This is a genomic window from Sulfitobacter sp. S190, from assembly GCF_025141935.1.
Lineage (GTDB): Bacteria > Pseudomonadota > Alphaproteobacteria > Rhodobacterales > Rhodobacteraceae > Sulfitobacter.
Genome location: NZ_CP081120.1, coordinates 2,944,884 through 2,968,223 on the forward strand (window position 1 = coordinate 2,944,884; position 23,340 = coordinate 2,968,223).

21 protein-coding genes are annotated in these 23,340 nt (G+C 61.7%); 11 read left to right on the forward strand and 10 right to left on the reverse strand.

The features are described 5' to 3' along the window. Positions 1 to 66: 66 nt before the first annotated feature. Complete coding sequence (locus K3756_RS14715) at positions 67 to 1,050, reverse strand: TRAP transporter substrate-binding protein (protein WP_259988671.1); 984 nt, start codon at positions 1,048 to 1,050, stop codon at positions 67 to 69. Between the two features lie 16 nt (positions 1,051 to 1,066). Next, positions 1,067 to 2,317 carry an FAD-binding oxidoreductase gene (locus K3756_RS14720; RefSeq protein WP_259988672.1) on the reverse strand — a complete coding sequence of 417 codons (1,251 nt, stop codon included), beginning with the start codon at positions 2,315 to 2,317 and terminating at the stop codon, positions 1,067 to 1,069. A gap of 160 nt (positions 2,318 to 2,477) precedes the next feature. Here K3756_RS14720 and edd point away from each other — a divergent pair, with 160 nt between their 5' ends. The 6 genes from edd to K3756_RS14750 all read left to right on the forward strand — a co-directional run bounded on the left by edd (position 2,478) and on the right by K3756_RS14750 (position 8,087). Beyond that, entirely contained in the window at positions 2,478 to 4,289 is a 1,812-nt protein-coding gene (edd, locus tag K3756_RS14725; protein WP_259988673.1) for a phosphogluconate dehydratase, read from the forward strand. 4 nt (positions 4,290 to 4,293) lie between these two features. Beyond that, positions 4,294 to 4,941 carry a bifunctional 4-hydroxy-2-oxoglutarate aldolase/2-dehydro-3-deoxy-phosphogluconate aldolase gene (gene eda, locus K3756_RS14730; RefSeq protein WP_259988674.1) on the forward strand — a complete coding sequence of 216 codons (648 nt, stop codon included), beginning with the start codon at positions 4,294 to 4,296 and terminating at the stop codon, positions 4,939 to 4,941. Positions 4,942 to 4,989: 48 nt separating this feature from the next. Beyond that, complete coding sequence (locus K3756_RS14735) at positions 4,990 to 6,489, forward strand: citrate lyase subunit alpha (protein WP_259988676.1); 1,500 nt, start codon at positions 4,990 to 4,992, stop codon at positions 6,487 to 6,489. 119 nt (positions 6,490 to 6,608) lie between these two features. After that, positions 6,609 to 7,637: an extracellular solute-binding protein gene (locus tag K3756_RS14740; RefSeq protein WP_409202403.1), complete on the forward strand. Its 1,029-nt coding sequence runs from the start codon at positions 6,609 to 6,611 to the stop codon at positions 7,635 to 7,637. Then, a complete protein-coding gene (hemP, locus tag K3756_RS14745) occupies positions 7,621 to 7,806 on the forward strand; it encodes a hemin uptake protein HemP (protein WP_259988678.1) in 186 nt (61 codons plus the stop codon). The genes K3756_RS14740 and hemP overlap by 17 nt, the downstream gene beginning before the upstream one ends. 20 nt (positions 7,807 to 7,826) lie before the next feature. Then, on the forward strand, positions 7,827 to 8,087 hold the full coding sequence (locus tag K3756_RS14750; RefSeq protein WP_259988680.1) for a DUF1289 domain-containing protein: 261 nt from the start codon (positions 7,827 to 7,829) through the stop codon (positions 8,085 to 8,087). 54 nt (positions 8,088 to 8,141) lie between these two features. Here K3756_RS14750 and K3756_RS14755 read toward each other — a convergent pair whose 3' ends face one another. The 4 genes from K3756_RS14755 to K3756_RS14770 all read right to left on the reverse strand — a co-directional run bounded on the left by K3756_RS14755 (position 8,142) and on the right by K3756_RS14770 (position 11,880). Next, positions 8,142 to 8,612, reverse strand: coding sequence for a Dps family protein (locus K3756_RS14755; RefSeq protein ID WP_259988682.1), 471 nt, complete (start codon positions 8,610 to 8,612; stop codon positions 8,142 to 8,144). A 98-nt stretch (positions 8,613 to 8,710) separates the two neighbouring features. Then, a complete protein-coding gene (gph, locus tag K3756_RS14760) occupies positions 8,711 to 9,382 on the reverse strand; it encodes a phosphoglycolate phosphatase (protein WP_259988684.1) in 672 nt (223 codons plus the stop codon). A gap of 21 nt (positions 9,383 to 9,403) precedes the next feature. Further along, positions 9,404 to 10,999 (reverse strand): ABC transporter substrate-binding protein, encoded by a 1,596-nt coding sequence (locus K3756_RS14765; protein WP_259988686.1) that lies wholly within the window; start codon positions 10,997 to 10,999, stop codon positions 9,404 to 9,406. A 98-nt stretch (positions 11,000 to 11,097) separates the two neighbouring features. Beyond that, the gene (locus K3756_RS14770; protein ID WP_259988688.1) at positions 11,098 to 11,880 is read right to left on the reverse strand and encodes an acyl-homoserine-lactone synthase; all 783 of its coding nucleotides are present in this window, start codon (positions 11,878 to 11,880) and stop codon (positions 11,098 to 11,100) included. Positions 11,881 to 12,063: 183 nt separating this feature from the next. Between K3756_RS14770 and K3756_RS14775 the strand changes: the two genes are divergently transcribed. Further along, positions 12,064 to 13,506: a cell wall metabolism sensor histidine kinase WalK gene (locus K3756_RS14775; protein ID WP_259988690.1), complete on the forward strand. Its 1,443-nt coding sequence runs from the start codon at positions 12,064 to 12,066 to the stop codon at positions 13,504 to 13,506. On the opposite strand, the gene K3756_RS14780 is transcribed toward K3756_RS14775, so the two are convergent. Beyond that, positions 13,481 to 14,581, reverse strand: a complete 1,101-nt coding sequence (locus tag K3756_RS14780) for an FAD-dependent oxidoreductase (RefSeq protein ID WP_259988692.1) — start codon at positions 14,579 to 14,581, stop codon at positions 13,481 to 13,483. The two genes, K3756_RS14775 and K3756_RS14780, sit on opposite strands and share 26 nt — an antisense overlap. Before the next feature lie 538 nt (positions 14,582 to 15,119). On the opposite strand from K3756_RS14780, the gene K3756_RS14785 reads away from it, so the two are divergent. The 4 genes from K3756_RS14785 to K3756_RS14800 all read left to right on the forward strand — a co-directional run bounded on the left by K3756_RS14785 (position 15,120) and on the right by K3756_RS14800 (position 18,063). Next, positions 15,120 to 15,794, forward strand: a complete 675-nt coding sequence (locus K3756_RS14785; RefSeq protein ID WP_259988694.1) for a GntR family transcriptional regulator — start codon at positions 15,120 to 15,122, stop codon at positions 15,792 to 15,794. A 15-nt stretch (positions 15,795 to 15,809) separates the two neighbouring features. Further along, positions 15,810 to 16,556, forward strand: coding sequence for an SDR family oxidoreductase (locus K3756_RS14790; protein ID WP_259988695.1), 747 nt, complete (start codon positions 15,810 to 15,812; stop codon positions 16,554 to 16,556). Between the two features lie 173 nt (positions 16,557 to 16,729). After that, on the forward strand, positions 16,730 to 17,716 hold the full coding sequence (locus K3756_RS14795; protein ID WP_259988697.1) for a two-component system response regulator: 987 nt from the start codon (positions 16,730 to 16,732) through the stop codon (positions 17,714 to 17,716). Next, entirely contained in the window at positions 17,713 to 18,063 is a 351-nt protein-coding gene (locus K3756_RS14800) for an Hpt domain-containing protein (protein WP_259988699.1), read from the forward strand. Before K3756_RS14795 ends, K3756_RS14800 begins: the two co-directional genes overlap by 4 nt. A 72-nt stretch (positions 18,064 to 18,135) precedes the next feature. Here K3756_RS14800 and K3756_RS14805 read toward each other — a convergent pair whose 3' ends face one another. The 3 genes from K3756_RS14805 to K3756_RS14815 form a co-directional block, all read right to left on the reverse strand. Beyond that, the gene (locus tag K3756_RS14805; protein WP_259988701.1) at positions 18,136 to 18,501 is read right to left on the reverse strand and encodes a response regulator; all 366 of its coding nucleotides are present in this window, start codon (positions 18,499 to 18,501) and stop codon (positions 18,136 to 18,138) included. 22 nt (positions 18,502 to 18,523) lie between these two features. Then, positions 18,524 to 19,804 carry a cell wall metabolism sensor histidine kinase WalK gene (locus K3756_RS14810; RefSeq protein WP_259988703.1) on the reverse strand — a complete coding sequence of 427 codons (1,281 nt, stop codon included), beginning with the start codon at positions 19,802 to 19,804 and terminating at the stop codon, positions 18,524 to 18,526. Positions 19,805 to 19,901: 97 nt separating this feature from the next. Beyond that, positions 19,902 to 23,165 carry a PAS domain S-box protein gene (locus tag K3756_RS14815; protein ID WP_259988705.1) on the reverse strand — a complete coding sequence of 1,088 codons (3,264 nt, stop codon included), beginning with the start codon at positions 23,163 to 23,165 and terminating at the stop codon, positions 19,902 to 19,904. Positions 23,166 to 23,340: the final 175 nt, after the last annotated feature.

Here is a 23,340-nt window from a genome sequence, read left to right on the forward strand (position 1 = left end):
ACATCTTTTGCGGACACACAAACGCGCCCCCCGCCGGATCAGGCAGGGGGCGCGCGGTGAGAGTGCTTAGTTGGCGTTATACGCGTCGAGGATCGATTGACCGTCCGCGCCCGCCGTTTCAAGCCATTCGGCGGTCATCTTTTCGCCGATGCTTTGCAGTTCGGCGAGGAATTCGGGCGATGCGTCCGCCACGGTCATGCCGTTCTTGGCCAGCTCGTCGAAATAGAAGTCCGACAGTTCGGCGGATTTGGCGGCACAGGATGCGGCGGTTTCATCGGCGGCCTTTTGCAGCGCCGCTTGCGTGTCGCCATCGAGACCTTCCCACGTCTGTTTGTTGACCATCACGTAGTTGCGCGGCAGCCATGCGTTGACCTTGTAGTAGTGCGTCAGATGCTCCCAGACCTTGCGGTCGTAGCCGGTCGCCCCAGAAGAGATGAACGACGAGGCCACGCCGGTGGCCAGTGCCTGGCTGAGTTCGGCCGCTTCGATCTGCACCGGGATCATGCCCAGTTCTTCGGCGAAGGTCGCGGTGGCGGAGTTGTAGGAGCGGAATTTCACGCCCTGCGTGTCGGCCGAAGAGCCCACTTCCTTGGCGAAATAGAAACCCTGTCCCGGCCATGGGCAGGTATAGAGCGCCACGAGGTTCAGATCCGCCAGCTGGGCGTTGACGGTATCGCGCGCGACGTCCCACAGCTTGGCATTGTCTTCGTAGCTGGTGGCAAGGAACGGCAGGTTGTCCCAGCCCAGCAGCGGTGCCTCGTTGGCGTGCGCCGACATGAAGCGTTCGCCGATGGGCACCTGACCCGTCTGGACGGCGCGTTTGATGTCACCGCCTCCGAAGAGCGAACCGCCCGGATGCACGGTGATGTCGATCGCGCCATCGGTGTATTCGCGCACCTTGTCGGCAAAAATCACGCCCTGTTCGGAGTGGAAATTCGTGGCCGCATAGGCCATCGGCATGTCCCATTTCTGCGCATGGCCGTCGGCGAATGCGCCGGTGGCAGCGAATGTGCAGACCGCGGCGGCGGTCAGTGTTGTCATTCTGGTCATTGGTCTCTCCCGGTTGTCAGCGCTTTGATGCGCCTTGATGCTTTTTGGGATCGAACGGGCTCATGTCCATATTCGGCACTTCGCCCGCGATCATTTGCGCGATCAGACGACCCGTTTTCGGGCCACCTGTCAATCCGACATGTTGATGGCCAAAGGCGCTGTAGCTTGCGCCGGCGGCATCGTTGGCCCCGATCAGAGGCAGGCTGTCGGCGGGTGCGGGGCGGTGGCCCATCCATTCGATGACCCGGTCGTAGGTCACATCGGGCAGCAGGCGCGCCACCTGTCGGCGCAACATGTCCAGCGGCGCGCGGCTGGGCCCGGCATCAAGCCCGCCAAATTCGACGACCCCCGCGGCACGGATCCGGCCCTCCATCGGGGTGATGACGAATTTGCCCGACGCCACCATCATCGCGGAGCGGGGCATGTGCGAGGGGTTGACCAGTTCTATGTGGTAGCCGCGCTCGCTTTCGAATGGCACTTTGACCCCGAGTTTGTGGGCAATGGCTTTGGACCACGGGCCCAGCGCCATCACGATCCGGTCGGCGCGCAGGGTGCCCGCAGAGGTGTGCAGCGCCCGCAACGCGCCGTTTTCCGTTTCGATGTCGGAGATTTCGGCGAGCAGGATGCGGCCGCCCGCCTCTTCGAAATGGGTGCCGAGCGCCTTGACGTAGGCACCCGGATCGCTGATGCGGCCGTGGTTCTTGCACCGCACCACCACGTCGAATGCATTACCGTATGCCGCATCGTAGTGCGCGTAGTCGGCGCCGCTGACGACGTCGTAGGGCACGCCCTGCGCGTCGCGTTTGCTCCAGCCGTAGCTGTCGGCCTCGAAATCGGCACGGCTGGCGTAGCCAAAGCAGTAATCCTCGTCGGAGATGAACCGTTCGGCGGGCGTGCCGCGTGCGAGCGCGCGGTGCTGGTCGAGGCTGTCGTGCAGCAGCGACGACATTGCGGCGGCGTAGTGGTCGACGTGGGCATCCGTGGCGTAGGACATGTAGCGCGACAGGAACGGCAGCAGCCGCGGCAGGTAGGACCAGCGCAGGAACAGCGGATCATCGCGGCGCAACAGCATGCCAGGCGCTTTTTTCGCCAGACCCGGCGTGGTGACCGGCACGATTGCGCCCGCCGCCAGCACGCCCGCGTTGCCGTGGCTGGTGCCGCTGGCGGGGCCTGCACGGTCGACCACCGTGACGTCCATGCCCGCGCGTTGAAGCCAGATGGCGCATGACATCCCCACGATTCCCGCGCCTGCCACCAGTACCTGCATCGTTCTTTCCCCCGCTCGTGTCCTTGTGGAAACCTGCAATCGCCCCGCTAGGTCAACAATTATCTTATTGTTGCACGAAGAAAGCGCGATGCGGCTCTTGCCTCACCGCCGGATGTTAGCGATAACAGCGCCAAGTTTACATGGAAAGGACCAGATCGACATGGCTTTGAACCAGACGTTGGACCGCGTGACCCAGAATATCATCGAGCGCAGCGCGCCGACCCGCGATGCGTATCTTGCCCGGATGAAGGATGCCGCGTCCAAGGGGCCTGCGCGGGCGCATCTGTCGTGCAGCGGACAGGCACATGCCTATGCCGCCGCGGGCGAGGATCAGGCGCAGCTGGCCGAAGGTCAGACCGGGCATCTGGGCATCGTGACCACCTATAACGACATGCTGTCGGCGCATCAGCCTTTCGAGACCTACCCCGACCAGATCCGCGCGGCCGTCCGCGCGGTGGGCGGCACGGCACAGGTTGCGGGCGGTGTGCCTGCCATGTGCGACGGCGTCACCCAGGGCGAGCCGGGCATGGAATTATCGCTGTTTTCGCGTGACGTGATCGCGCTGGCCGCGTCGGTCGCGCTGAGCCACAACACCTTTGACGCGTCTGTCTATCTGGGCGTCTGCGACAAGATCGTGCCGGGATTGGTCATCGCGGCACAGGCGTTTGGCCACCTGCCTGCCGTGTTCCTGCCCGCCGGTCCCATGACATCGGGTCTGGCCAATGACGAAAAGGCCAAGGTCCGCCAGAAATTTGCGGCGGGCGAAGTGGGCCGGGCCGAGTTGATGGCTGCCGAAATGGCCGCCTATCACGGGCCGGGCACCTGCACCTTTTACGGCACCGCCAACACCAACCAGATGCTGATGGAATTCATGGGTCTGCACCTGCCCGGCGCCAGTTTTGTCAATCCCGGCACCCCCTTGCGGGACGCGCTGACAACCGCCGGGGCGCAGCGGGCACTGTCGCTGAGTGCGCTTGGCAACAACTATACGCCGGTGGCCGATATTCTGGACGAAAAGGCGTTTGTGAACGGCATTGTCGGGCTGAACGCGACGGGCGGGTCGACCAATCTGCTGATCCACTTGGTGGCGATGGCGCGGGCCGGTGGCATCGTGCTGGACTGGCATGATTTTGCGGAGCTGTCCGCGGTGACGCCGCTTCTGGCGCGGGTGTATCCCAATGGGCTGGCGGACGTGAACCATTTCCACGCCGCGGGCGGTCTGGGCTATATGATCGGTCAGCTTCTGGACGCGGGGCTGCTGCATGACGACACCAAGACGGTCGCTGGCGAAGGGCTGGAGAACTACCGCCAGGAACCCAAGCTGGACGGTGACGGCGGCGTTGTGTGGGAGCGCGGTGCGGGCGAGAGCCTGAACGACAAGATATTGCGCCCTGCCTCTGATCCGTTCCAGCCGACCGGCGGTCTGTCGCGGCTGTTCGGCAACCTCGGCACAGGCGTGATGAAGATTTCCGCCGTGGCGCCCGAGCACCGGATTGTCGAAGCGCCGGTGCGCGTGTTCGAGGATCAGGATGCGGTCAAGGCCGCGTTCAAGGCGGGCGAGATGACGGGCGATGTGATTGTCGTGGTCCGCTATCAGGGGCCCAAGGCAAACGGCATGCCCGAATTGCACAGCCTGACACCGCTTTTGTCGATCATGCAGGGGCGCGGGCAGAAGGTCGCGCTTGTGACCGACGGGCGGATGTCGGGGGCGTCGGGCAAGGTGCCCGCGGCGATCCACGTCTGCCCCGAAGCGGTTGACGGCGGGGCCATCTCGAAGCTGCGCGACGGGGATATCCTGCGCGTCGATGCGGAGGCCGGTGTGCTCGAGATCCTGACGGAGGGCGTGTTGGAGCGCCCGCAGGCACCGTGCGATCTGAGCGCCAACCAGCACGGGCTGGGCCGCGAGCTTTTTGCGACATTCCGCCAGACGGTCGGCTCTGCCGACACCGGCGCCACAATTTTCGGAAGGTAACCCCATGAGCATCACCCCCCAAGAAGCCAGCCGCCGCGCCAAGGAAATCTGTGATCTGGCCCCGATTGTGCCGGTTCTGGTCATTCACGATGTGGCGCACGCCCGACCGCTGGCCGAGGCGCTTGTCGCCGGTGGATTGCCCGCGCTGGAGGTGACATTGCGCACGCCAGTCGCGCTGGAAGCGATTGCGCAGATGGCGCAGGTCGAGGGCGGGGTCGTCGGGGCCGGCACGTTGATCACACCGCAGGATGTGACGGATGCCGTGGCCGCCGGTGCCAAGTTCGGCGTGTCGCCGGGGGCCACCGATGCGCTGCTGGACGCTTGCGAGGCGGCCGATCTGCCACTGCTGGCCGGGGCCGCCACCGCATCGGAGGCGATGCGGCTGCTGGCGCGCGGCTATGACATGCTGAAATTCTTTCCCGCCGAAGCCTCTGGCGGGGCGCCTGCCCTCAAGGCGATCGGCGCGCCGTTGCCGCAAGTGTCGTTCTGCCCGACCGGCGGGGTGAGCCCGGCCAATGCGGAAACCTATCTGAGCCTGCCGAATGTACGGTGTGCCGGGGGCAGTTGGGTCGCCCCCGCCGATCTGATGCAGGCGGGCAAGTGGGACGAGATCGAGGCGTTGGCCCGCGCCGCTTCGCAATTGCCGCGATAGACCCTGCCACGGCGTGACAAAGCAGGGCGCGGGCGGGATACTGCGCCCATGTCCGACCGCCTGAAGCATCTCGACTGGCCGCAGCCGTCTCCTCTTGGTCCGTTGTGGCCGGTGGGCGAACAGCCCCGGCGTGAGCTGATCCCGCCGCGCTCTGATGCGGCAGAGGGCGACAAGCTGCTGGCAACGCTGGATGCAGTTTTTGACGCCTTCGATATCCAGGACGGCGCGACGCTGTCGTTTCACCACCATTACCGCAATGGCGACAGGTTGCTGAATGCCGTGATGGCCGTGGCAGCGGCACGCGGGCTGCGCGATCTGACCCTCGCGCCCAGTTCGCTGTTTCCCGTGCATGCCCCGTTGGTGGCATACATCCGCAGCGGCGTGGTGACCCGGATCGTCACCGATTATGTCACCGGTCCGGTGGCCGGGGCGCTGGAGGCGCTGGCCGTCCCGCTTTTGCTGCAGACGCACGGAGGGCGGGCGCGGGCGATCACCACCGGGCACCTCCGGATTGATGCCGCGTTTGTCGCGGCTGCGCAGGTGTCGCGGACGGGGGATGCGACGGGGCGGATCGGGGGCAACGCCTGTGGGCCGCTGGGGTATGCAGCGGTCGATGCCGCGCACGCGCGCCGCACCGTGATCTGCGCGCCCGAGGTCACGCCCCTGCCCCCGGCATTGATTGACATACCGGCCCGAAACGTCGATGCGGTGGTCCGCATGGACGCTGTGGGCGATGCCGCAGGGATCGCATCGGCGACGACACTGGCCGCCGCCACACCGCAGGCCCGCGCGGTGGCCGAGCGGGTGGCGGATGTGGCCGAGGCGGCGGGTGTCCTGCGCCCGGGCATGGCGTTGCAAAGCGGTGCGGGGGGCTATTCGCTGGGCGCGGTGCCGGAACTGGGCCGGCGGATCGGTGCGAAAGGCATTTGCGGGAGCTTTATCAGTGGCGGGATCACCGCGGCGCATGTGGCGCTGCGGCGGGCGGGGCTGTTTGATCGCATCGAGGATGTGCAGAGCTTTGATCCGCAGGCGGCACAGTCGTCGGGCAGCGATCCGCGCCACCGGATGATGGATGCCGCGCGCTATGCGTCGGTGTGCCACCCAGCGCCGGTGGTGGACGCGCTTTCGCTGATGTTGCTGGGCGCGGCGCAGATCGACGCCGGGTTCAACGTGAATGTCACCACCGATGCGCGGGGCGGTGTCATTGGGGGGCCGGGCGGGCATCCCGATGCGGCCGAGGGCGCGGATTTGCGCATTGTGACCACTGGATTGACCGCGGCGGGCCAGCCCAAGCTGGTGGACAAGGTGCGCTGCGTCACGACACCGGGGGGCCGGATTGACGTGTTGGTCACGCCGGAGGGGGTGTGCGTACATCCCGCGCGCGCCGATTTGGCGAAGGATCTGCGCCGCGCGGGGATCATACCGCTGGCGTTTGGTGATTTGCAGCGCATGGGGCCGGATGCCCGCGCCATACCGCAGAATGATCCGCCCCATCAGGCGCGTGTTCTGATCGAAGACCGGCACGGTGGCGTGCTCGATTGGGCGTGAAATCGCCAGATACACAGGCAGCCTCATTTTTTCCGACTAAAATGCTCAAGAATACTTGCGCCCTACGTCGAAATGAGTAATTGAGTAAAACAATCGGAATTGACAAAGAGGACATTGAAATGTCGCTGACCCCCAGAACTTCTATTGTCGCGCTGAGTGCCGCCGCCGTCATGGCCGGTGCCGTAGGTGCCACGGCCGAAGGTGAATTGAACCTGTATTCGTCGCGCCATTATGACACCGACGAGCGGTTGTATTCCGATTTCACCGAAGCGACCGGCATCACGATCAACCGGATCGAGGGCAAGGCAGACGAGCTGATTGCGCGCATGGAAGCGGAAGGGGCGAATTCGCCGGCCGATATCCTGCTGACGGTCGATACGTCGCGCCTGCAGCGGGCGAAGGATGCGGGTGTGCTGCAGGCCATCGACAGTGCCGTTCTCGAAGACCGCATTCCGTCGAACCTGCAGGATGATGACAACCAGTGGTTCGGGTTTTCGCAACGCGCGCGGATCATTTTCTACGACAAGAACGATGTGACGAACCCGCCGCGCGATTACGTGTCGCTGGCCGATCCGGCTTATAAGGGGCTTGTGTGCCACCGCTCTTCGAGCAACGTCTACAGCCAGACGCTGCTGGCGGCGGTGATCGAGAACCACGGCGAAGACGCGGCGCGCGACTGGGCGCAGGGTGTGGTCGACAATTTCGCCCGTGATCCGCAGGGCGGCGACACCGACCAGTTGCGCGGGATCATTTCGGGCGAGTGCGATATATCGATCGCGAACAGCTATTACTTCGCGCGGGCGCTGCGGCGCGATGTGGACGGGGTTACCGCCGATATCGAACAAATCGGCTGGGTTTTTCCGGCGCAGGATGCGGAAGGCGCGCATATGAACCTGTCGGGCGGCGGCGTGGCCAAGAATGCGCCCAACCGCGACAACGCCATCGCATTTATGGAGTATCTGGTGTCCGATCAGGCGCAGCAGTATTTCTCTGCCGGTAACGACGAATTCCCGACAGTGCCGGGTGTGCCGCTGAGCGAAAGCGTGGCAAAACTGGGCGCGTTCGAAGCGGATAAGGTCAATCTGTCGGCTGTGGCCGCGAATGTCCCTGCGGCGCAGAAAATCTTTAACGATGTCGGTTGGAAGTAAACCAGACCGCGATGGCGGCGCGCGCGCGGATGCGGGCGCGCCGCCCTCCCCGCCCGTGATCGACGTGCGCGATCTGATGCAGGGCGGGACGCTGGCGCAGATTGTGCTCGATGACCGCATCTATACGCTGCGCATCACGCGGGCGGACAAGCTGATCCTGACGAAATAGGCCCCTGCCGAGGATGCGATATGGCCAAGACCCCCAGCCCCTGCATCGACGTGTGCAAGTTCAAGCGCGGCGGCCATTGCATCGGCTGTTCCATGACAAAGGCGCAGAAATCGATGTTCAAGAGCCTGCGCAAAGACAGCCACCGCACGGGGTTTGTGCAGATGCTGGTGGCGCAGCAGGCCGATCTGGGCCGCTACGATCACTGGCGTGCCACGTATCTTGAAAAACTGCGCAAGAAAAAACGCGCGGTGCCGGCGTTTCTGGACGACGCTGCACCCTGAAAGCAAAACGCCGGCCCCATCGGGACCGGCGTTTTCTGTTTAACTTGACGCGCGTCAGGCCAGGTGCGCCCGCAACATCCATGCGAATTTCTCGTGCGTCTGCCCGCGGGCGATGCACAGGTCCTCGGTGAGGGTATCGCCCTGTTCGGCGGCAAGCTCACCACAACCTGCCACAGTGGCGGCAAGCGTTTCCTGCGCGGTCAGCATGGCGGCGATCATTTCCTTGTCGGTCGCGTGGCCATCGTGTTCATCAACCTTGGAACGCTCGACCATGGTGCCCAGCATCGCATCCACGTGGCCCTGCAGCGCACGGATCCGTTCGGCCAGATCATCCTGCGCGGTAAAGTGGTCTTCGTAGATGGTCTGGAACAACTCGTGCAGCGGGCCAAAGGCCATACCCTTGACGTTCCAGTGAAAATTCTGTGCGAGCATCGTCGCCACGGCCGTTTCGGCGACCGATTGGTTGAGCGCGCGGTGGATTTCTGCGCGGGCGTCCGTGCTGAGTGCGGCGGCTGTTTGGGTCATTCTGTCTCTCCCATCTGTGTGTCAAATGGCTGGCGGTTTGCTGGCTCTCTCAAACTTATACCGGTGTCGGCAGATTCCAAGTCTAAATTAGAATTATTCTAAATTATATCTCGCCCCTGCCCCGCTGGCATCCATCCGCGCAGCAAGGCGGGCAGACGGTCGAAGTGGTCGAACACCGCCGTGTGGGGGATGCTGTCGACCGGGCCCTTGCGGTAGCCTTCGGTAAAAAGGGCAAAGCGCACCTCGGCGGCCTGCGCGGTTCGGGCATCGACTTCGCTGTCGCCGACATAGGCCGTGGGCCCCGTGCCCAGCGCGCCGAAGGCTGCGTGCAACGGAGCGGGATCCGGTTTGCGCTGCGGCAGGCTATCGCCGCCGATGACCACATCAAAGTTGCCCGCCAGACCGAAGTGGGCGAGTGCCGCCTGTGCGGGCGCGAGCGGTTTGTTCGTGCAAACCCCGAGCCGGTGCCCCGCAGCGCGCAGCATTGCCAGCGCATCCGTCACGCCGGGATAAACCGTTGTGAGGTCGTGGGCCTGCGCGTAGGCCGCCTTGAACGCGGTTTCGAGGCGCGGCGCATCGGCCGGGCGCAGATCGCGGGCCTGCACCATGTGCTGCACGAAAACGCTGACGCCATTGCCGATAAAGCTGTGGGTTTCGGCAAGGCTGAGCGCGGCGGCCCCTTCGGCGGCGAGCAGCGTGTTGGCGATGCCGCGGATGTCGGGCGCGCTGTCGATCAGGGTGCCGTCAAGGTCGAAAACAATGCGCATCATAGGGGTCCAAAGGTTCAGGTGTCAGTCATCCAGCCACAGATCATACCAGCTCGAGCTGTTCCAGCGTGGTGTGTTGTGGTGGTTCTTGAGCCGCCGGTTGGTGACCGACACGAAGGGATGTTCGATTGCGAAGAGCACCGGGAGCGTTTCCTGCGTACGTCGCTGGATCTGGTGGTAAAGGGTGGCCCGTTCGCCGGGATCAAGCCGCGTCGCGGCGTCGTCGATCAAAGTGTCGATCTGCGGATCGGCAAAGCCGAACTGGTTGGTCCATGGCGCGCCGTGCGGCTGGCCCGACCGCAGCCAGACCGTGGTCGACACCGCCGGATCGGAACGGAACTGGTGCCAGCCGTTGGCGGTGTCGAAATCATGATCGCGGTAGACGCCGCGCAGATAGCCGGACGCGTCATTTTCCAAAAGCTCGACCCCGATGTCGATGTCGCGCATGGCTTCGGCGAAATACAGCCCCCAGAGCCGCGTGTATTCGCCCCAGGGCGCGGACCTGTGGCGCAGGGTAAACCGCAGGCCGTCGGCCTGAACCGGATAGCCCGCATCATCGAGCATGCGCCGCGCCTTTTGCGGATCGAACACGTACCGCGCGACACGGTCGGTATAGTTGCGCCCGCCTGCCATCGGCACCGGACCGCGCCCCTGCGCCGCGAAGCCGCGCATGATGCCGCCGATTGCCCGGTCGAGATCGAGCGCATGCGCAATGGCCCGCCGCACCTGCACGTTGGCCAGAACCGGGTTGCGGTGATTGAATTCGATCGTGCTGTGGGCGACGTTGTTTTCATAGCCCCGTGTGCCGACGCTAAAGCGCGGATCGCGTGACAGGCGGGCCACGTCGTCCATAGAGACGCTTGTGAAGCCGCTTTCGTGGATGACTTCGGCCTCGAGCCCCGCAACGGCCGCGGACTTGTCGTCGATAAACCGCCAGACGATACCGTCGAGATAGGGGTATCCCTCGCGCCAGTAGCTGTCGTTGCGCACGGCAGAGACGTAGTCGCCCGCGACATAGGATTCGAAGCGGAACGGCCCCGTGCCGACCGGCGCCGTGTTGTAGGGGTTGGTATCGAAATCGGTGCCTTCATACAGATGCCGCGGCACCGGATGGCCCAGATCGGGCATTGCCGCGACAAACAGATCGAGCGGCATGGGCTTGCTGTATCGAAACACCGCCCTGTGCGACCCGTCGCAATCGACACCTGTCAGATTGGCCTGAAGGGCGGTTGAATAGTTGAGCCGCGTTTTCCACATCTGCATCGCGGAAAAAGCAACGTCGGCGCAGCCGAACGGCATGCCATCGTGCCACAACACGCCCTCGCGCAGTGTGAGCGTGATGGCCAGACCGTCGGCGCTGCTGCTCCAGTCGGTGGCGAGTACGGGTTCGTAGCCGGAGAAGGATTTGTCGATTAGCGGCTCGATAATCTTGCCCGAAATATAGTAGACCCCGGTCGAGGCGCGCAGCGCTGGGTTGAGCATGCGTTGTTCGGCCGACATGTGGATCACCGCGGTGCCGCCGCGCCTGGCCTCTTGCGCAGACACTTGCACCGGCGCGGCAAGCGCCGCCATCAAACCGATCAGCCCCAGCGCCCAAGCGGTGTATCGCACCCTCATCATGCTCTCTCCCAAAAGGAATTTGCACGAGTGTGCACGATCTTCCCTCAATACATCGTTAAGTAGAAAAGCTTCGCGGTCAATGCCCCCATAGCGTGATATCAGGGGGCGGCGGGACGGGTGGTTTCGAGGGGGGCCGCATCGAGACCGAACTGCTTCATTTTCATCATCGCGGCCTGCGTGCGGTCTCCTCCGACCGACAGGACGGGGCCCGCGGCAAAGGCGCTCATCCCGATGCGTTTGGTCCAGCGGTGGAACACGGCCGGTACGATGCCGATGATGTAGAGACAACCGAGAGCGCGCGCCGTGACCGCCATTTGCTCCATCAGGATCGTCTGGATCCGCAGCCGCCGCACGGAGGTGACATTCTGGCTGACGAAGAGGCGGGTCGCTTCCCAGACCTTGTCGTGAATGGGCGCTTCGAAATAGAGGATGTCGGCGGGAATGTTTTCGAGCAGGCCCAGCTGCGCGTCGCGGATCATGTAGCTTGCCTGTCCGCAGCGCGCCGTGGTCGGGGTCAGCCGGATGCCACCGAGGATTTCTCCGTATTCATGCAGCACGACCCATTTCGCCTGCGCGGTATCGTATTGATCGAATTCCATCCCCGACACCTGTGGCAAATCCCATCCCTTGTGATCGATAAAAGTCTCTCGACGTGCCTTGAGGTAATTTACGAAAAGTTCACCGTGCTGGTGGATGTTGGTGAAATCGAGGGTCGTGACCCGTATGCCAGCTTCGGAGGTTTGTGGAATTTGTCGGTTTTTTGAGTGTAGGGATGCCGTGATGTTCTGTTGCGTCGTGCGGGCCGGCCGATGCTGCGCGGGCGTGGCGTTGACCGGCGGCTGCGACCGTTCACTTGAGGGGACATTCCTTTGATAGGTCATAATTAACACTTCCGTCTTACTGACACCGAGATAATCACAAGTTGTGAGGACTCGCCCCATAGTTGCCACATTTTCGCGGCAATGGGGAGATATCCTTTGCATTATTGATAATTTTTTCGTCGATTTTTTCGCACGAACTGCCCGAAACCCTACGCCCGCCGCGCGCATGACGAGGACCGTCAAATGTTGAACCGCAGATTATTGGGCCATGCTGTCAGCGCGCAGCAAGACCCGCAGGTGATCGTCGGACAGATTCGCGACTACTGCGAGGCGGGAATTCGACTGCAAACGCAGCGGCGGATCAGCTTTGGTGCGGCGCTGCTGCTGGGGGCGGTCTACATCAGTTCGGTCTATGCGCTGATCACGCTGATCCTGATCAGCCTGACAGAGATTTACGATACCCGCACGTTCCAGCTGTCGCGCACGCTCGACCGGAACGACCCCGATCAGGTCCGGCGGATCATGCGGCGCATTTATCTGGGGATGCTGACGAGCGCCGGCACAATCGCGTTTTTCGCGATTTCCATGGCCCTGCTGGAACAGGCATCTGGGCATTTCATGGCCCTTTTCTTTGTGCTGTCGGCGGCGGTTTTCGCGGCCATGAACACCCATCAGCTGATGGCGGTGCTGGCGGTGAGGCTGCTCATTTACGGCGGTGTTTTCCTGTTCATACCGCTTTACGACATCATATCGCTGCAGGCGCCGCTGAGTTCCGAATTGTGGGTTCATTTCTTCACGAGCGTCTTTGTCGTCTATTTCATCATCGACTGTTCGACGGTCGCGATACGGCTATACCGGACCAACCGCGCGCAGATGCGGGCGCTCAAGATCGAGAACGAGCGGGCAAAGACCGCGCTGCAGGCAAAGACCGAGTTCCTCTCTACGGTAAGCCACGAACTGCGCACGCCGCTGACGTCGATAAAGGCATCGCTCGACATGACGTTGTCGGGTGCATTCGGCGAGATGCCCGAACGCTCCGAGCAGGTTCTGACGATCGCGCAGCGCAATGCCACGCGGTTGAGCCAGTTGATCAACGAATTGCTGGATCTGCAAAAGATCGAGGTCGGCAAAATGAAGTTCGACATGCAACCGCTCAACGTGGCCACGCTTGTCACGGGGTCGGTGGCCGATAACGTGTCTTACGCCGAAAACCTTGGCGTGACGCTGAAAATGCTGCCGGTGGATACCGGCGTTCAGGTGTTGGGCGACCAGCAGAGGCTGGAACAGGTGGTGACCAACCTGCTATCGAATGCCGCGAAATTTTCGGATGCGGGCAGTGTGGTGAAAATCAGGGTGGAGGCCGACGCGGAGCACGTGACGCTGCAGGTCATTGACGAAGGGACCGGTTTGTCCCGCGACGATCACAGCAAGGTCTTTGACAGCTTCAGCCAGCTGGATGCCTCCGACCGGCGCAAAGTGGGGGGCACGGGTCTGGGGCTCAACATCTCCAAGCGGATTGTCGAGGCGCATGACGGTACCATCGATTACACTCCGAACCCCGACAAGGGCACCACCTTCACCGTCACGCTGGCGCGTTACGAAAGAGCGCGGATGAAACCACTTGAGGAAGAGGAAGCGGCGCCTGCCGACGCGCCCGCGCTCAGGGCGTCGGGAACTGCGACATGAAACGCTGGTCGATCCAGTTTTTCAGCTGCCAGACGTGTCCTCCGGCGACGGGTATGCCCCAGAAGCTGCCTAGAGCCGATTTGCGCCCCAGGGAGATCAGCTTGAGATAATCCGCCTGCGGGTGATAGGCGCGCATTTGCCCGCCCGACAGCTGCGCTTGCAGGTTATGGGCGAGGATGGGCGCTTGCCGTACGGCGTAAACACCGGCCTTGGGGCGCGGATCGTGGGTCATTTCGGCACAATCCCCTACTGCGAAAACGCCCGGTTCACTGCTTTGCAGCGATGCGTCGACCGCGATGAACCCGTCGGAGAGGGTCAATCCGGTGTCGCCCACCCAACGATGCGGCAGCGCTCCTGCAACGCCAACAATAAAATCTGCCGCGACCGGCGCGCCCTGTGACAGATGCACCGCGTTTTGCGTGACGTGTGTGATCGCCGTGTCCGCGTGGCAGGTTACACCGTTCCGCGCAAGCGCGCGCATCATCCGGTTACGCATCGGTTCGGACAATTCGGACAGCATGTCGCTGCGATCAAAAAGATGTACCCGCGTGTCGCGCGTCCCGCCCCGAAGCGCGTATGCCATCGCCATCGACAGTTCGGCCCCGGCGACACCGCCGCCGATCACCGCGACATGCGCCGGATCGGACCCCGCGCGGTAGCGGTCCCAGGCCCCGGCAAAATCGGCCAGCGGTTTGGCCGGTACCGCGTGATCGGCGAACCCCGCGAGGTCTGGCATCCGTGTGGTGATGCCGACATCGAAGCTGCACAGGTCGTAGGACAATGGCGCGCCGCTTTCCAAGCGGATCTGCCGTGTGCCCGGGTCGAGCCCGACCGCCCGCCCGTCGCACCATGTGCAATTCTCGAAATCGGTCAGGGCGGCGAGGTCAATCTCGAGCGCCGAGCGGGTGTAATGGCCCGCCACAAACCCCGGCAGCATCCCCGAATAGGGCGCGACCTGTCCGGGGTTCACCACCGTGACATCGATACCGGGCCAGGGACTGCGCCGCATCCCGGCCAGCACAAGCGCGTGGGTGTGCCCGCCACCGATCAGGAGGAGCTGTTTGTTTCTGGTCATCGGTCCTGCCGTTTCGCGGCACGGTGCCGCGCGCACAGGTTTGGCTGATTGTGGCGCGCGTGTCCAACCATCTGCCTGATTGGCAGATTCACGATGCCGTAATCGCCACGACACGTTGACGCATTCCAGTGTCCATTTTTTTTGACACTGCCGCCGCGAAATCGTGAAACGCGCCCCGAAATGCGATACAGAGGAGCCGTCGCGCATGTCATCCGACATCCCAGATGTTGTATTTGAAGGCCCCTCAACACCAGATACAGTTCCTGCCTACGCCGGTAGAGACCGCTTACATTGCATCCAAAATCGGGGGATCGCCCCACGGTTGATCTGTCAATAAATTGTTCCCAAAATACCGATCATCGTGTAGCATCGCACCAGTAAGTCATTGTTTTACAGAAATTAATGAAATCGCCCGGACCGGGCTGCGTTGCTTAATCCCTCCGAACGTACTTCGGATACTACCCGGCAATCGATGCGCCAGCGTTGATGTCGTGGTCACAGCGGGAGGACCCGCTTCATCTGGCGTCGAGGACATACGATGAGCTTGAAAACTGCGAAGAAACCGGCCGCCAGAGACAAGGATGCTCTGACACGGACGCTCGAGATGGAAATCATTTTCGGGCGGCTTTTCCCGAACCAGCGGCTGATCGAGGATGAATTGATGGAGCGGTTCGGCCAGTCGCGCCACCGCGTGCGCCAGTCGATCGATGCGCTTGTCCTCGGCGGTCTTGCCGTGCGCGAGACCAACAAGGGCGCGCATGTCTGCAGCTATTCGTCGACCGAGATACGCGAGATGTACGAATTGCGCAGCGTGTTGCAGACGGCCGCGCTGACCCGCATGGCGCTGCCGCTGGCGGCCGACGATATCCGCAATCTGCGCGATCTGCACGCCCGCCATGTCGCCGCAAGCACCGACGGCGACCTGACCGAGGTGTTTCACATCGACAACGCGTTTCACGCGGCGATCTTTGGCGCGACGCCCAACGCCGTGATGGCAGAAGCGATTGCCGTGCAGGCGAAACGCACCCATCCGATCCGCTCGCTGAACTTCAACAGCGATCAATATCTCAACGAGGCGCAGACCGAACATGCGGCGATGATCGATGCGTTGGAAAGCGGAGACCGCGAGACGCTGATTGCCCTGCACGACCAGCACATCATGCGGCCCATGCACGCCTATCTTCAGCAGTACGGGCTTGACCCCAAAGCGTAAGGGACCGGCCCCGCCATGCGACTGAGCGACAAATCGGCAATCGTTACCGGGGGCGCTTCGGGCTTCGGCGCGGGAATCGTGCGCAAGTTTCTGGCCGAAGGCGCGCGGGTCATGATCGCGGACATCAACGGGGACGCCGCAGATGCGATGGCCAAGGAGTTGGGCGACAAGGCGGTCGCGCAACGCGTAGATGTGGCCGACGGTGCCAGCGTCGCGCAGATGGCTGAGGCTGCGCAAAAGTTGCTCGGCCGGGTCGATATTCTGGTCAACAACGCGGGGGTGACCCACCTGCCCGCCGCAATGGAAACGGTGAGCGAAGAGGATTTCGACCGTGTGTTTGCCGTCAATTGCAAATCCGTTTTTCTGACAGCGCGGTCCCTGGTGCCGGTGATGAAGGCGCAAGGGGCAGGCGTGATCCTGAACGTGGCGTCGACCGCAGGCGTCAGCCCGCGACCGCGGCTGAATTGGTATAACGCGTCGAAGGGTTGGATGAACAACGCAACCAAAGGGATGGCCGTCGAGTTGGCGCCCGACGGCATTCGGGTAAATGCGCTGAACCCTGTGGCCGGCGAAACCCCTCTGCTCGCCAGTTTTATGGGCGAGGACACGCCACAGATGCGCGCGAAATTCCTGTCGACGATCCCGTTGGGCCGGTTTTCCACCCCCGAGGACATGGGCAACGCCGCGTGCTTCCTGTGCTCGGACGAAGCGGGCATGATCACCGGCGTTTGCATGGAAGTCGATGGCGGACGCTGCATCTAGCGCCCTTTGATTCAAGGCTGTGGCGGTCATTTCGAATTTTCCGAAATTTTATCGAGAATTCGAAACAGTTGCCTTTGAAAGCCGCCATTATTTCGCAATCTGTCCTACTTTCGCCACTTTTCCCCGCCAAGTTGCATGCAAACAAACACGCCTTTTGGCTTTGGAGATGGCAAATGAAAATTCTGGCGGTTGATGACGATCCCATCATTCTCGAACTGCTGGTTCAGTTCATGGCGACAGTCGGCCAACACGATCTGGTCACGGCAGAGAGCGGACCGGCGGCGCTGGCGTTGCTGGAGACGGCGGAAGAGGGCAGTTTCGACTGCTTCATGCTTGATATCCAGATGCCCGGCATGGACGGGATGGAACTCGCCCGTACGATCCGCGCCCTGCCCGACTATAGCGAAAGCCCGATTGTGATGCTCACCGCGATGTCGGAAAAGCGCTACATCGACGGCGCATTTCACGCGGGTGCCACGGACTATGTAACCAAACCTTTCGATATCACCGAGTTGAAAACGCGCATCGGTGTTGTCGAGCAACTGGCCAAGTCCAATCGCGCCCGCACGGACAAGATTTTTTCGGCGAAATCGCTGCAGGGCAAGGGATCGGTCATGGAGACCGATGCCGTTGCGCTGCACGATCCGATGTCGCTGCACGACGTCGATAATGTGATCGAATGTACGGCGATGGAGAACTATGTCGCGCAGCTGTCACGCAGCTCTCTGTTCGGCTCGACTGTGTTTGCTTTCACGCTGCGCAAGATCGACCAGATGCACGAGGCGCTGAGCGGTGCGGAATTCAAGTTTCTGATCGAGGATGTGGCCGAAGTCATTTCGGACACGCTGACCGGACATCAGTTCCTGATGTCCTACGCTGGCAACGGCACATATGTCTGCATCACCGAAAGCGGCTGGCGGCCGGATATGTCGCGGCTGACGGACCAGGTGAACCTGTATCTGAGCCGCGCACAAATCATGTCGAACGACGGGCAAGAGCTGCACCCCCGCGTCAGCAGCGGCTCTGCGATCCGTCTGGTCTGGAAATCCGGTGACCAGATCATGAATGCGCTTGGCCAGGCTCAGGGAACGGCCGAAGAGGCGGCTATTGAATACGAACGGCTGAAAACAGACTTTTTCCAATTCGGGAGAACCGCATGAACGCTGTTGCACTTGAATTGCCGGGTCTGGACCGGATCCGCGCGCGGTTTGTCGATATGCTGGACGAGCGTCAATCCACCATCGCACAGCATGCGCTGAACGCTTGGGATGGTGAAACCGTCGAACAGATCAACGGCAACCTCGAAGCGGCAAAGGGGATATTGCACCAGATCGCCGGGACCGCAGGTACGGTCGGGTTTCAGGACCTCGGCCAAAGCGCGCATGAATGCGAGGTCGAGATCATCAACCATCTTGAAGGGCCCTATGCCGATCTCGCCATATGCCCGGGTGAAATCATCTGGCGGATCGACAGTTTCGTCGCGGCCTGTGCCCAGATAAAGGAATGAAATCGCAAGACGTGTGAGCAAAAGGCCACCGCATCACGATGCGGTGGCCTTTTGCCTGGATGATGTTCTCTGCTAGCCCATGGCTTGCTTGATCTGCTCGCCCAACGACATGGGATCGAACGGCTTGCTGATCACCTCGGCGGCACCGATGGCGCGCAGTTCGTCCAGTTCGGATTCCTGTGCCCGCGCGGTCATGAAAACGGCGGGCGTGTCCTTCAGACTTTCCATCTTGCGCATCAATTGCAGCGTTTCCTTCCCCGTCATGCCGGGCATCATCATGTCGAGCAGAATGATATCGGGGGTGTAGGTTTCCACCTTGGCCAGCGCGTCGGGACCGGTTTCGCACTGCACCACTTCGAATTCGCCCGACAGTTCGAGTGACAGTTTGGCGATCTCGCGGATGTCCGCATCGTCTTCGACATGCAATAGCTTGATCATGATATCTCCTTCGCGGCGATGCTCAGCCGACAGACTGCATGGACACTGTATTTGGCGCCGTATTCTGCGCAGCTTCGGTGTCAGGTAAAATAAAGTAAAATGTCGCGCCTTCGCCTTCAACGCTGTCAAAGCCGATCTGGCCGCCGAGGTTTTCGACAATGGCCTTGCAAATGCTCAACCCGAGCCCCGTTCCGCCTTTGGCGGCACGATCGGAATTGGTCATGTCGGCAAAGCGCTGGAATATTTTGTGCTGGTCCGCTTCGGGAATACCCGCCCCATGATCCTTCACGCTGACGGTTGTGCCGGTGGCCGAAGTGTCCAGCCGCAGCTCCAGAGTGCCGCCGGTCCTGGAGAATTTGGCGGCGTTTGTCAGCAGGTTCGTAAGCACCTGCATGATGCGGTTGGGATCGGTGTTCACCCAATGCGGTTGATCGGCACCGACAATATCGATCTGCAAATCGAAGCGTTCAAAATACAGCGCGGAAGATGCAACCGCTTCCTTGGCGAGGGCGCTGAGATCGACGGGCGAGACATCAAATTCCATGCCGCCAGCGACAATTTTTTCGAGATCGAGAATGTCGTTTATGATGAGCACGAGCCGTTCGGCATTACGGTGCGCGATTTCGAGTAGCCCGCGCGCCGGTTTGGGCAGATCCCCTGCCGCGTTTGACAGTAAGAGCCCCATGGCGCCCTTGATCGACGTTAAGGGCGAGCGCAGTTCATGACTGACAGTGGACACGAAATCCGCCTTCAGCTGCTCGTGCGCCGCGCTGAGTGTGACGTCGTGGAAAACGATCAGGATGCGGTCCGGCTGGTCTGCCTTGCGAAGCCTTGTGAGATCAACTTCGAAATGCTGCACACCCCGTGTGATGCGGCATTGTTCCGTGTCGGCGTGCCCTTCGGAAATCTGGCGAATGGCATCGTTCAACAGCCCGTCATCGTCGAGATGGAGCCAGTCACTGAAAGCCTCATCCGCTTCGTGACGATCCTGTCGGCCCTGACGTGCGAGCGCGGTATCATTTGCAAAGCGGATTTTCCGGGTGGTGGCGTCAATGATCCAGACCTCGTCGCGCAAGGCTTTGAGCGCTTCAACGGGATCCGCGGTCGTGGTCATGCGTTTCTGCGGCTTTCGGGACAGCCACAGCGGCACCGATGCCGCCACCGCGATCGCGCCAAACATCGATGCCCAATCGGCGATAGGTTGCGGTACGACCGACTGGCACGTCGCGTACCACGCGGTCGCGAGTGCGCCGCCGGCCAAGGCTGCGCCGATCGGGTGGTGATATAATGGTCGTCCTCGCATCACTGCTCCTCACCCTTCCTCGCATAAATTGCCGCGAAGTGCGGTGTATGTCTTTCACGCAGTGGTCTCATACCAAGATGACCAGATTGAGGCAGCATCACGGTCCTGCCCGGGAAGCTGTGGTGCGGGCGGGGGGCGTCAGACCCAAAGCCGCCCAGACGTTCGTCACGACCGCGTCGATCTCGACCCGCGATTTGATCATCGCGAGGCAGACATCATCGCTGTATTTCGTGTTGCTCTGTGCGGAGAGGGTGACGATTTTCGCCTGCGGCTGATGTTCCTTGATTTGCGCGACGAGCACCTCGGCATTGCCGTCCAGAAGGCTCCAATCGATCAGGACGACGTCAAACGGGTCACCGCGGAGCATTTCGCGGGCTTCGGCAATGCTGCACGCATGCTCGATGCTGACACGCGGTCCGAACCCTGCACGGATCACCTCGGCGAAATCCTTGTCGTCCTCGAGGTGCATGAGACGCAACTCGCTTTGGTTGGCGATCTGGTCGGCGGGGGTCTCGTCACGCGGCAGGACCGCGTCGACCTCGATCAGGGGGCAGGTGAACCAGAAGACGGTGAGCCCGCCGGGATTGCTTTGGAAGCCGATCTTGCCTCCCTGCCGGGCCACGATCTGGCGGGTGATATTCAGGCCCAGACCGGTGCCGCCCTTGGAGCGCGTGTCGGACCCGTCGGCCTGCGTGAAAGCGTCAAAAATCTTGGACTGGAAGCTTTCGGGAATGCCGGGTCCGATGTTTTGCACGAATACGATCGCATCCTCGCCCAACCGTTCGATCCGCACCGAAACGGCCGTTTCCGGATCAGAGTATTTACAGGCGTTTGAAATCAGGTTCGCCAGCACCTGCTTGGTGCGACTGCCGTCAATCTTGACGACAATATCATCGTCGGAGGCGGTCAGATCGAGTGTGTTTTTATGTTCCGCGGCAAAGGGCTGCATTTCGTTGAGCGAGGCCTGCACCACATCGTTGAGGCTGACGTTTTCGTATTGGAAAACCACTTCTCCGGACGAAATCTTTTCCAGATCGAGGATGTCGTTGACGATGACAGTCAAGCGGTCGGCATTCACGCGGGCGATTTCGAGCAGACGGGTGGCGGCCTCCGGCATGCCGTCGCCGCTGCTGGCACCCAGCAGACCCAAAGCGCCTTTGATCGAGGTGAGAGGTGTGCGCAATTCATGGCTGACTGTGGCCACGAACTCGCTTTTGATCTGTTCAAGTTTCTTCTGGTCCGTGATGTCCACGATCTGTGCGATGAAGACATTGCTGTCGAGGTTTTCATCACGCGTCCACGTGACACTTACGAGGCCCCAGCATTCCTCTCCGTTGCGCCGGATAAAGCGGTATTGGCCCGCATGCGTTTTGGCCCCGTTATGCGCGATCAGGTTGCGCACATCTTTTGTCATCGCATCGAGATCGTCGGGATGCATCAGATCGCCGAGACGCATGCCGTCTTGCAGCGTTTCCTCGGAATAGCCGCACAGGCGCACCAACGCATCGTTCACGCCGGTGAAGTGGCCGTGTTCGTCCATCAGCGCCATACCGACAGGGGCTTCGCGCAGCACCATGCGGAAACGCTCTTCGCTGACCTGAAGGGCGTTCCGGCTGTGGCGCAGTTCGGTCACATCGGCCTGTGTGCCCACGAGGCGCAGGGCCTTGCCGCTCTTGGACCGCTCGACCGCGACCGCGTCGGAATACATCCAGCGCCATGTGTCGCCAAAACGGATGCGGTATTCCGCACAGCTGCGTCGTTCCTCGCCGGCGATACATTTCCTGTCCGCTTCGAGCAGTTCCGCAAGGTCGTCGGGATGCACACGCTCCATGAAGTGCCGCTGATGGTCGAATACCTCGGCCACATCGGAGGTCCCCATGATCTTGTGCCATGTGTCCGAAACAACCGATTTTCCGGTCGTCAGATCGATATCGAAAACCCCGATTTCGGCACCATCCAGCGCAAGATCGTAGCGGCGGCGCATCTCTTGTATTTCGCGTTCGGCCCGGATCTGTTCGGTGACGTCACGGATGATGGCGGTGATGCGTTCTGCGCCATCCGCGGTCGACCAGCTGTTGGTTTCCACGTCCAGAAGCAGGCGGCGCCCTTCGGCGCATATGCCTTCGGCGTTATGGCGGTCGAAATCCTTCTTGCCAGGTTTGAGCGAGACGTAGTCGTCAAAGCCCTTGCCGATCATGCTGCCGACAGGTGCCTTGAACACCGCGGCGGCGGCCTGATTGGAAAAGATGATCCTGCCGGTGCTGTCCAGTATCAGAATCGCGGAGACCGCGTTTTCGAGCAGGGCGCGGTTTTCGTCTTCCTGTGCGTCGAGCAGGCGGGCGCGGTTTTCGGCAACTTCGGCGAGCGCGCGGCTGCGCAACGAAATATATTTGAGCGCGAGCGCCAGTAGGGCGCTGAACGTCAGGCCGAGCAAGAGTGCGAGATGGGGCAGATAGCTGGAGAACGCCTTGTCAAAACCCGGTGTGCTGGCATAGGCGATGTGCCACGTGCGCCCGTGAAGATTGAGCTGGTAGGTGCTGGTGAACGTGCCGGTGGGTGCCGTGCTGCCCACGATGCTGGCCCCGTCATCGGAGCTGTAGTGGATGAGGGCATCGGGCGATGGCCCCTGGGCGTCATAAATGGCGACCTCGTAGCTGGTCCCCTCTGCCCCGGTCAGTTTTGACAGCACTTTCGGGCCGATGAAGGGCGCGACGACCCAGCCGCGGAATTCGTCACCGTCAATGACCGGATCGACGGCATCGGGGTTGCGCGTGAAAACGGGTTGGGTGAGCAAAAAGCCGGCCTGTTGCGTTTCATCCTGAACGAGCAGAAGCCGCGGCGTGAGAATTGATCCGCGGATGGCGCGGGACGTCTCGAGCGCGTGGCGGCGCCCCTCCTCGAAACCGGTGTCCAGACCGATGACCGTCTCGTTGCCCTCGGTCGGTGCCATGCGTACGACGACGAACTGGGTCGCTGCGTCGCTTTGGGGGTGGATCGCAATGTCGCGCCCGTATTCCCAGCCGAGCCGCGCCTCGAGCATGCTTGACTGGTCGCGCCCGATTTCTTCGATAAAGCCAATGCCGAGCATGCCGGAATAGCGGATCGGCAAGCTGAGGCTTGCGATGTATTCCTCGAACTCCTGCCGCGATACATTGCCCTCGACCCCGAGATACGCGGCAACGCCGGTCAGTACCTGCGTGTAGGAATTAATGCGGTTTTCGACAGCCTCGATGCTGTCATCCGTGATGCGGCGGAATTCGTAGTCAGCGCGTAGAAAAGTATATTCGCGCGCGAAATTGAACAGCCCGAAGCTCATCAAAAGGCAGACGAAGACGAGAAGATATCCCAGCTTGCGTGACAAAGTGCGCTTTCCCTAAATACTGCTTTCTCTCGGCCTCAACGGGTCAATCGCACCACGTTTTGCCGTGATTTTTCGGTTTGACCCTTCTCTCGTCTAGGTTGTTCACCCGCACCCGGCAAATAAAAAACAGGTTCGTCCCTTTTTCCCGTTCAGGATGTGTGACCCGCACAACAAT

Excerpts from the sequence above, each read along its gene's own strand:
- K3756_RS14715 (WP_259988671.1), bottom strand. The coding sequence starts at position 1,050 with ATGACCAGAATGACAACACTGACCGCCGCCGCGGTCTGCACATTCGCT.
- K3756_RS14720 (WP_259988672.1), bottom strand. The coding sequence starts at position 2,317 with ATGCAGGTACTGGTGGCAGGCGCGGGAATCGTGGGGATGTCATGCGCC.
- edd (WP_259988673.1), top strand. The coding sequence starts at position 2,478 with ATGGCTTTGAACCAGACGTTGGACCGCGTGACCCAGAATATCATCGAG.
- eda (WP_259988674.1), top strand. The coding sequence starts at position 4,294 with ATGAGCATCACCCCCCAAGAAGCCAGCCGCCGCGCCAAGGAAATCTGT.
- K3756_RS14735 (WP_259988676.1), top strand. The coding sequence starts at position 4,990 with ATGTCCGACCGCCTGAAGCATCTCGACTGGCCGCAGCCGTCTCCTCTT.
- K3756_RS14740 (WP_409202403.1), top strand. The coding sequence starts at position 6,609 with ATGTCGCTGACCCCCAGAACTTCTATTGTCGCGCTGAGTGCCGCCGCC.
- hemP (WP_259988678.1), top strand. The coding sequence starts at position 7,621 with ATGTCGGTTGGAAGTAAACCAGACCGCGATGGCGGCGCGCGCGCGGAT.
- K3756_RS14750 (WP_259988680.1), top strand. The coding sequence starts at position 7,827 with ATGGCCAAGACCCCCAGCCCCTGCATCGACGTGTGCAAGTTCAAGCGC.
- K3756_RS14755 (WP_259988682.1), bottom strand. The coding sequence starts at position 8,612 with ATGACCCAAACAGCCGCCGCACTCAGCACGGACGCCCGCGCAGAAATC.
- gph (WP_259988684.1), bottom strand. The coding sequence starts at position 9,382 with ATGATGCGCATTGTTTTCGACCTTGACGGCACCCTGATCGACAGCGCG.
- K3756_RS14765 (WP_259988686.1), bottom strand. The coding sequence starts at position 10,999 with ATGATGAGGGTGCGATACACCGCTTGGGCGCTGGGGCTGATCGGTTTG.
- K3756_RS14770 (WP_259988688.1), bottom strand. The coding sequence starts at position 11,880 with ATGACCTATCAAAGGAATGTCCCCTCAAGTGAACGGTCGCAGCCGCCG.
- K3756_RS14775 (WP_259988690.1), top strand. The coding sequence starts at position 12,064 with ATGTTGAACCGCAGATTATTGGGCCATGCTGTCAGCGCGCAGCAAGAC.
- K3756_RS14780 (WP_259988692.1), bottom strand. The coding sequence starts at position 14,581 with ATGACCAGAAACAAACAGCTCCTCCTGATCGGTGGCGGGCACACCCAC.
- K3756_RS14785 (WP_259988694.1), top strand. The coding sequence starts at position 15,120 with ATGAGCTTGAAAACTGCGAAGAAACCGGCCGCCAGAGACAAGGATGCT.
- K3756_RS14790 (WP_259988695.1), top strand. The coding sequence starts at position 15,810 with ATGCGACTGAGCGACAAATCGGCAATCGTTACCGGGGGCGCTTCGGGC.
- K3756_RS14795 (WP_259988697.1), top strand. The coding sequence starts at position 16,730 with ATGAAAATTCTGGCGGTTGATGACGATCCCATCATTCTCGAACTGCTG.
- K3756_RS14800 (WP_259988699.1), top strand. The coding sequence starts at position 17,713 with ATGAACGCTGTTGCACTTGAATTGCCGGGTCTGGACCGGATCCGCGCG.
- K3756_RS14805 (WP_259988701.1), bottom strand. The coding sequence starts at position 18,501 with ATGATCAAGCTATTGCATGTCGAAGACGATGCGGACATCCGCGAGATC.
- K3756_RS14810 (WP_259988703.1), bottom strand. The coding sequence starts at position 19,804 with ATGCGAGGACGACCATTATATCACCACCCGATCGGCGCAGCCTTGGCC.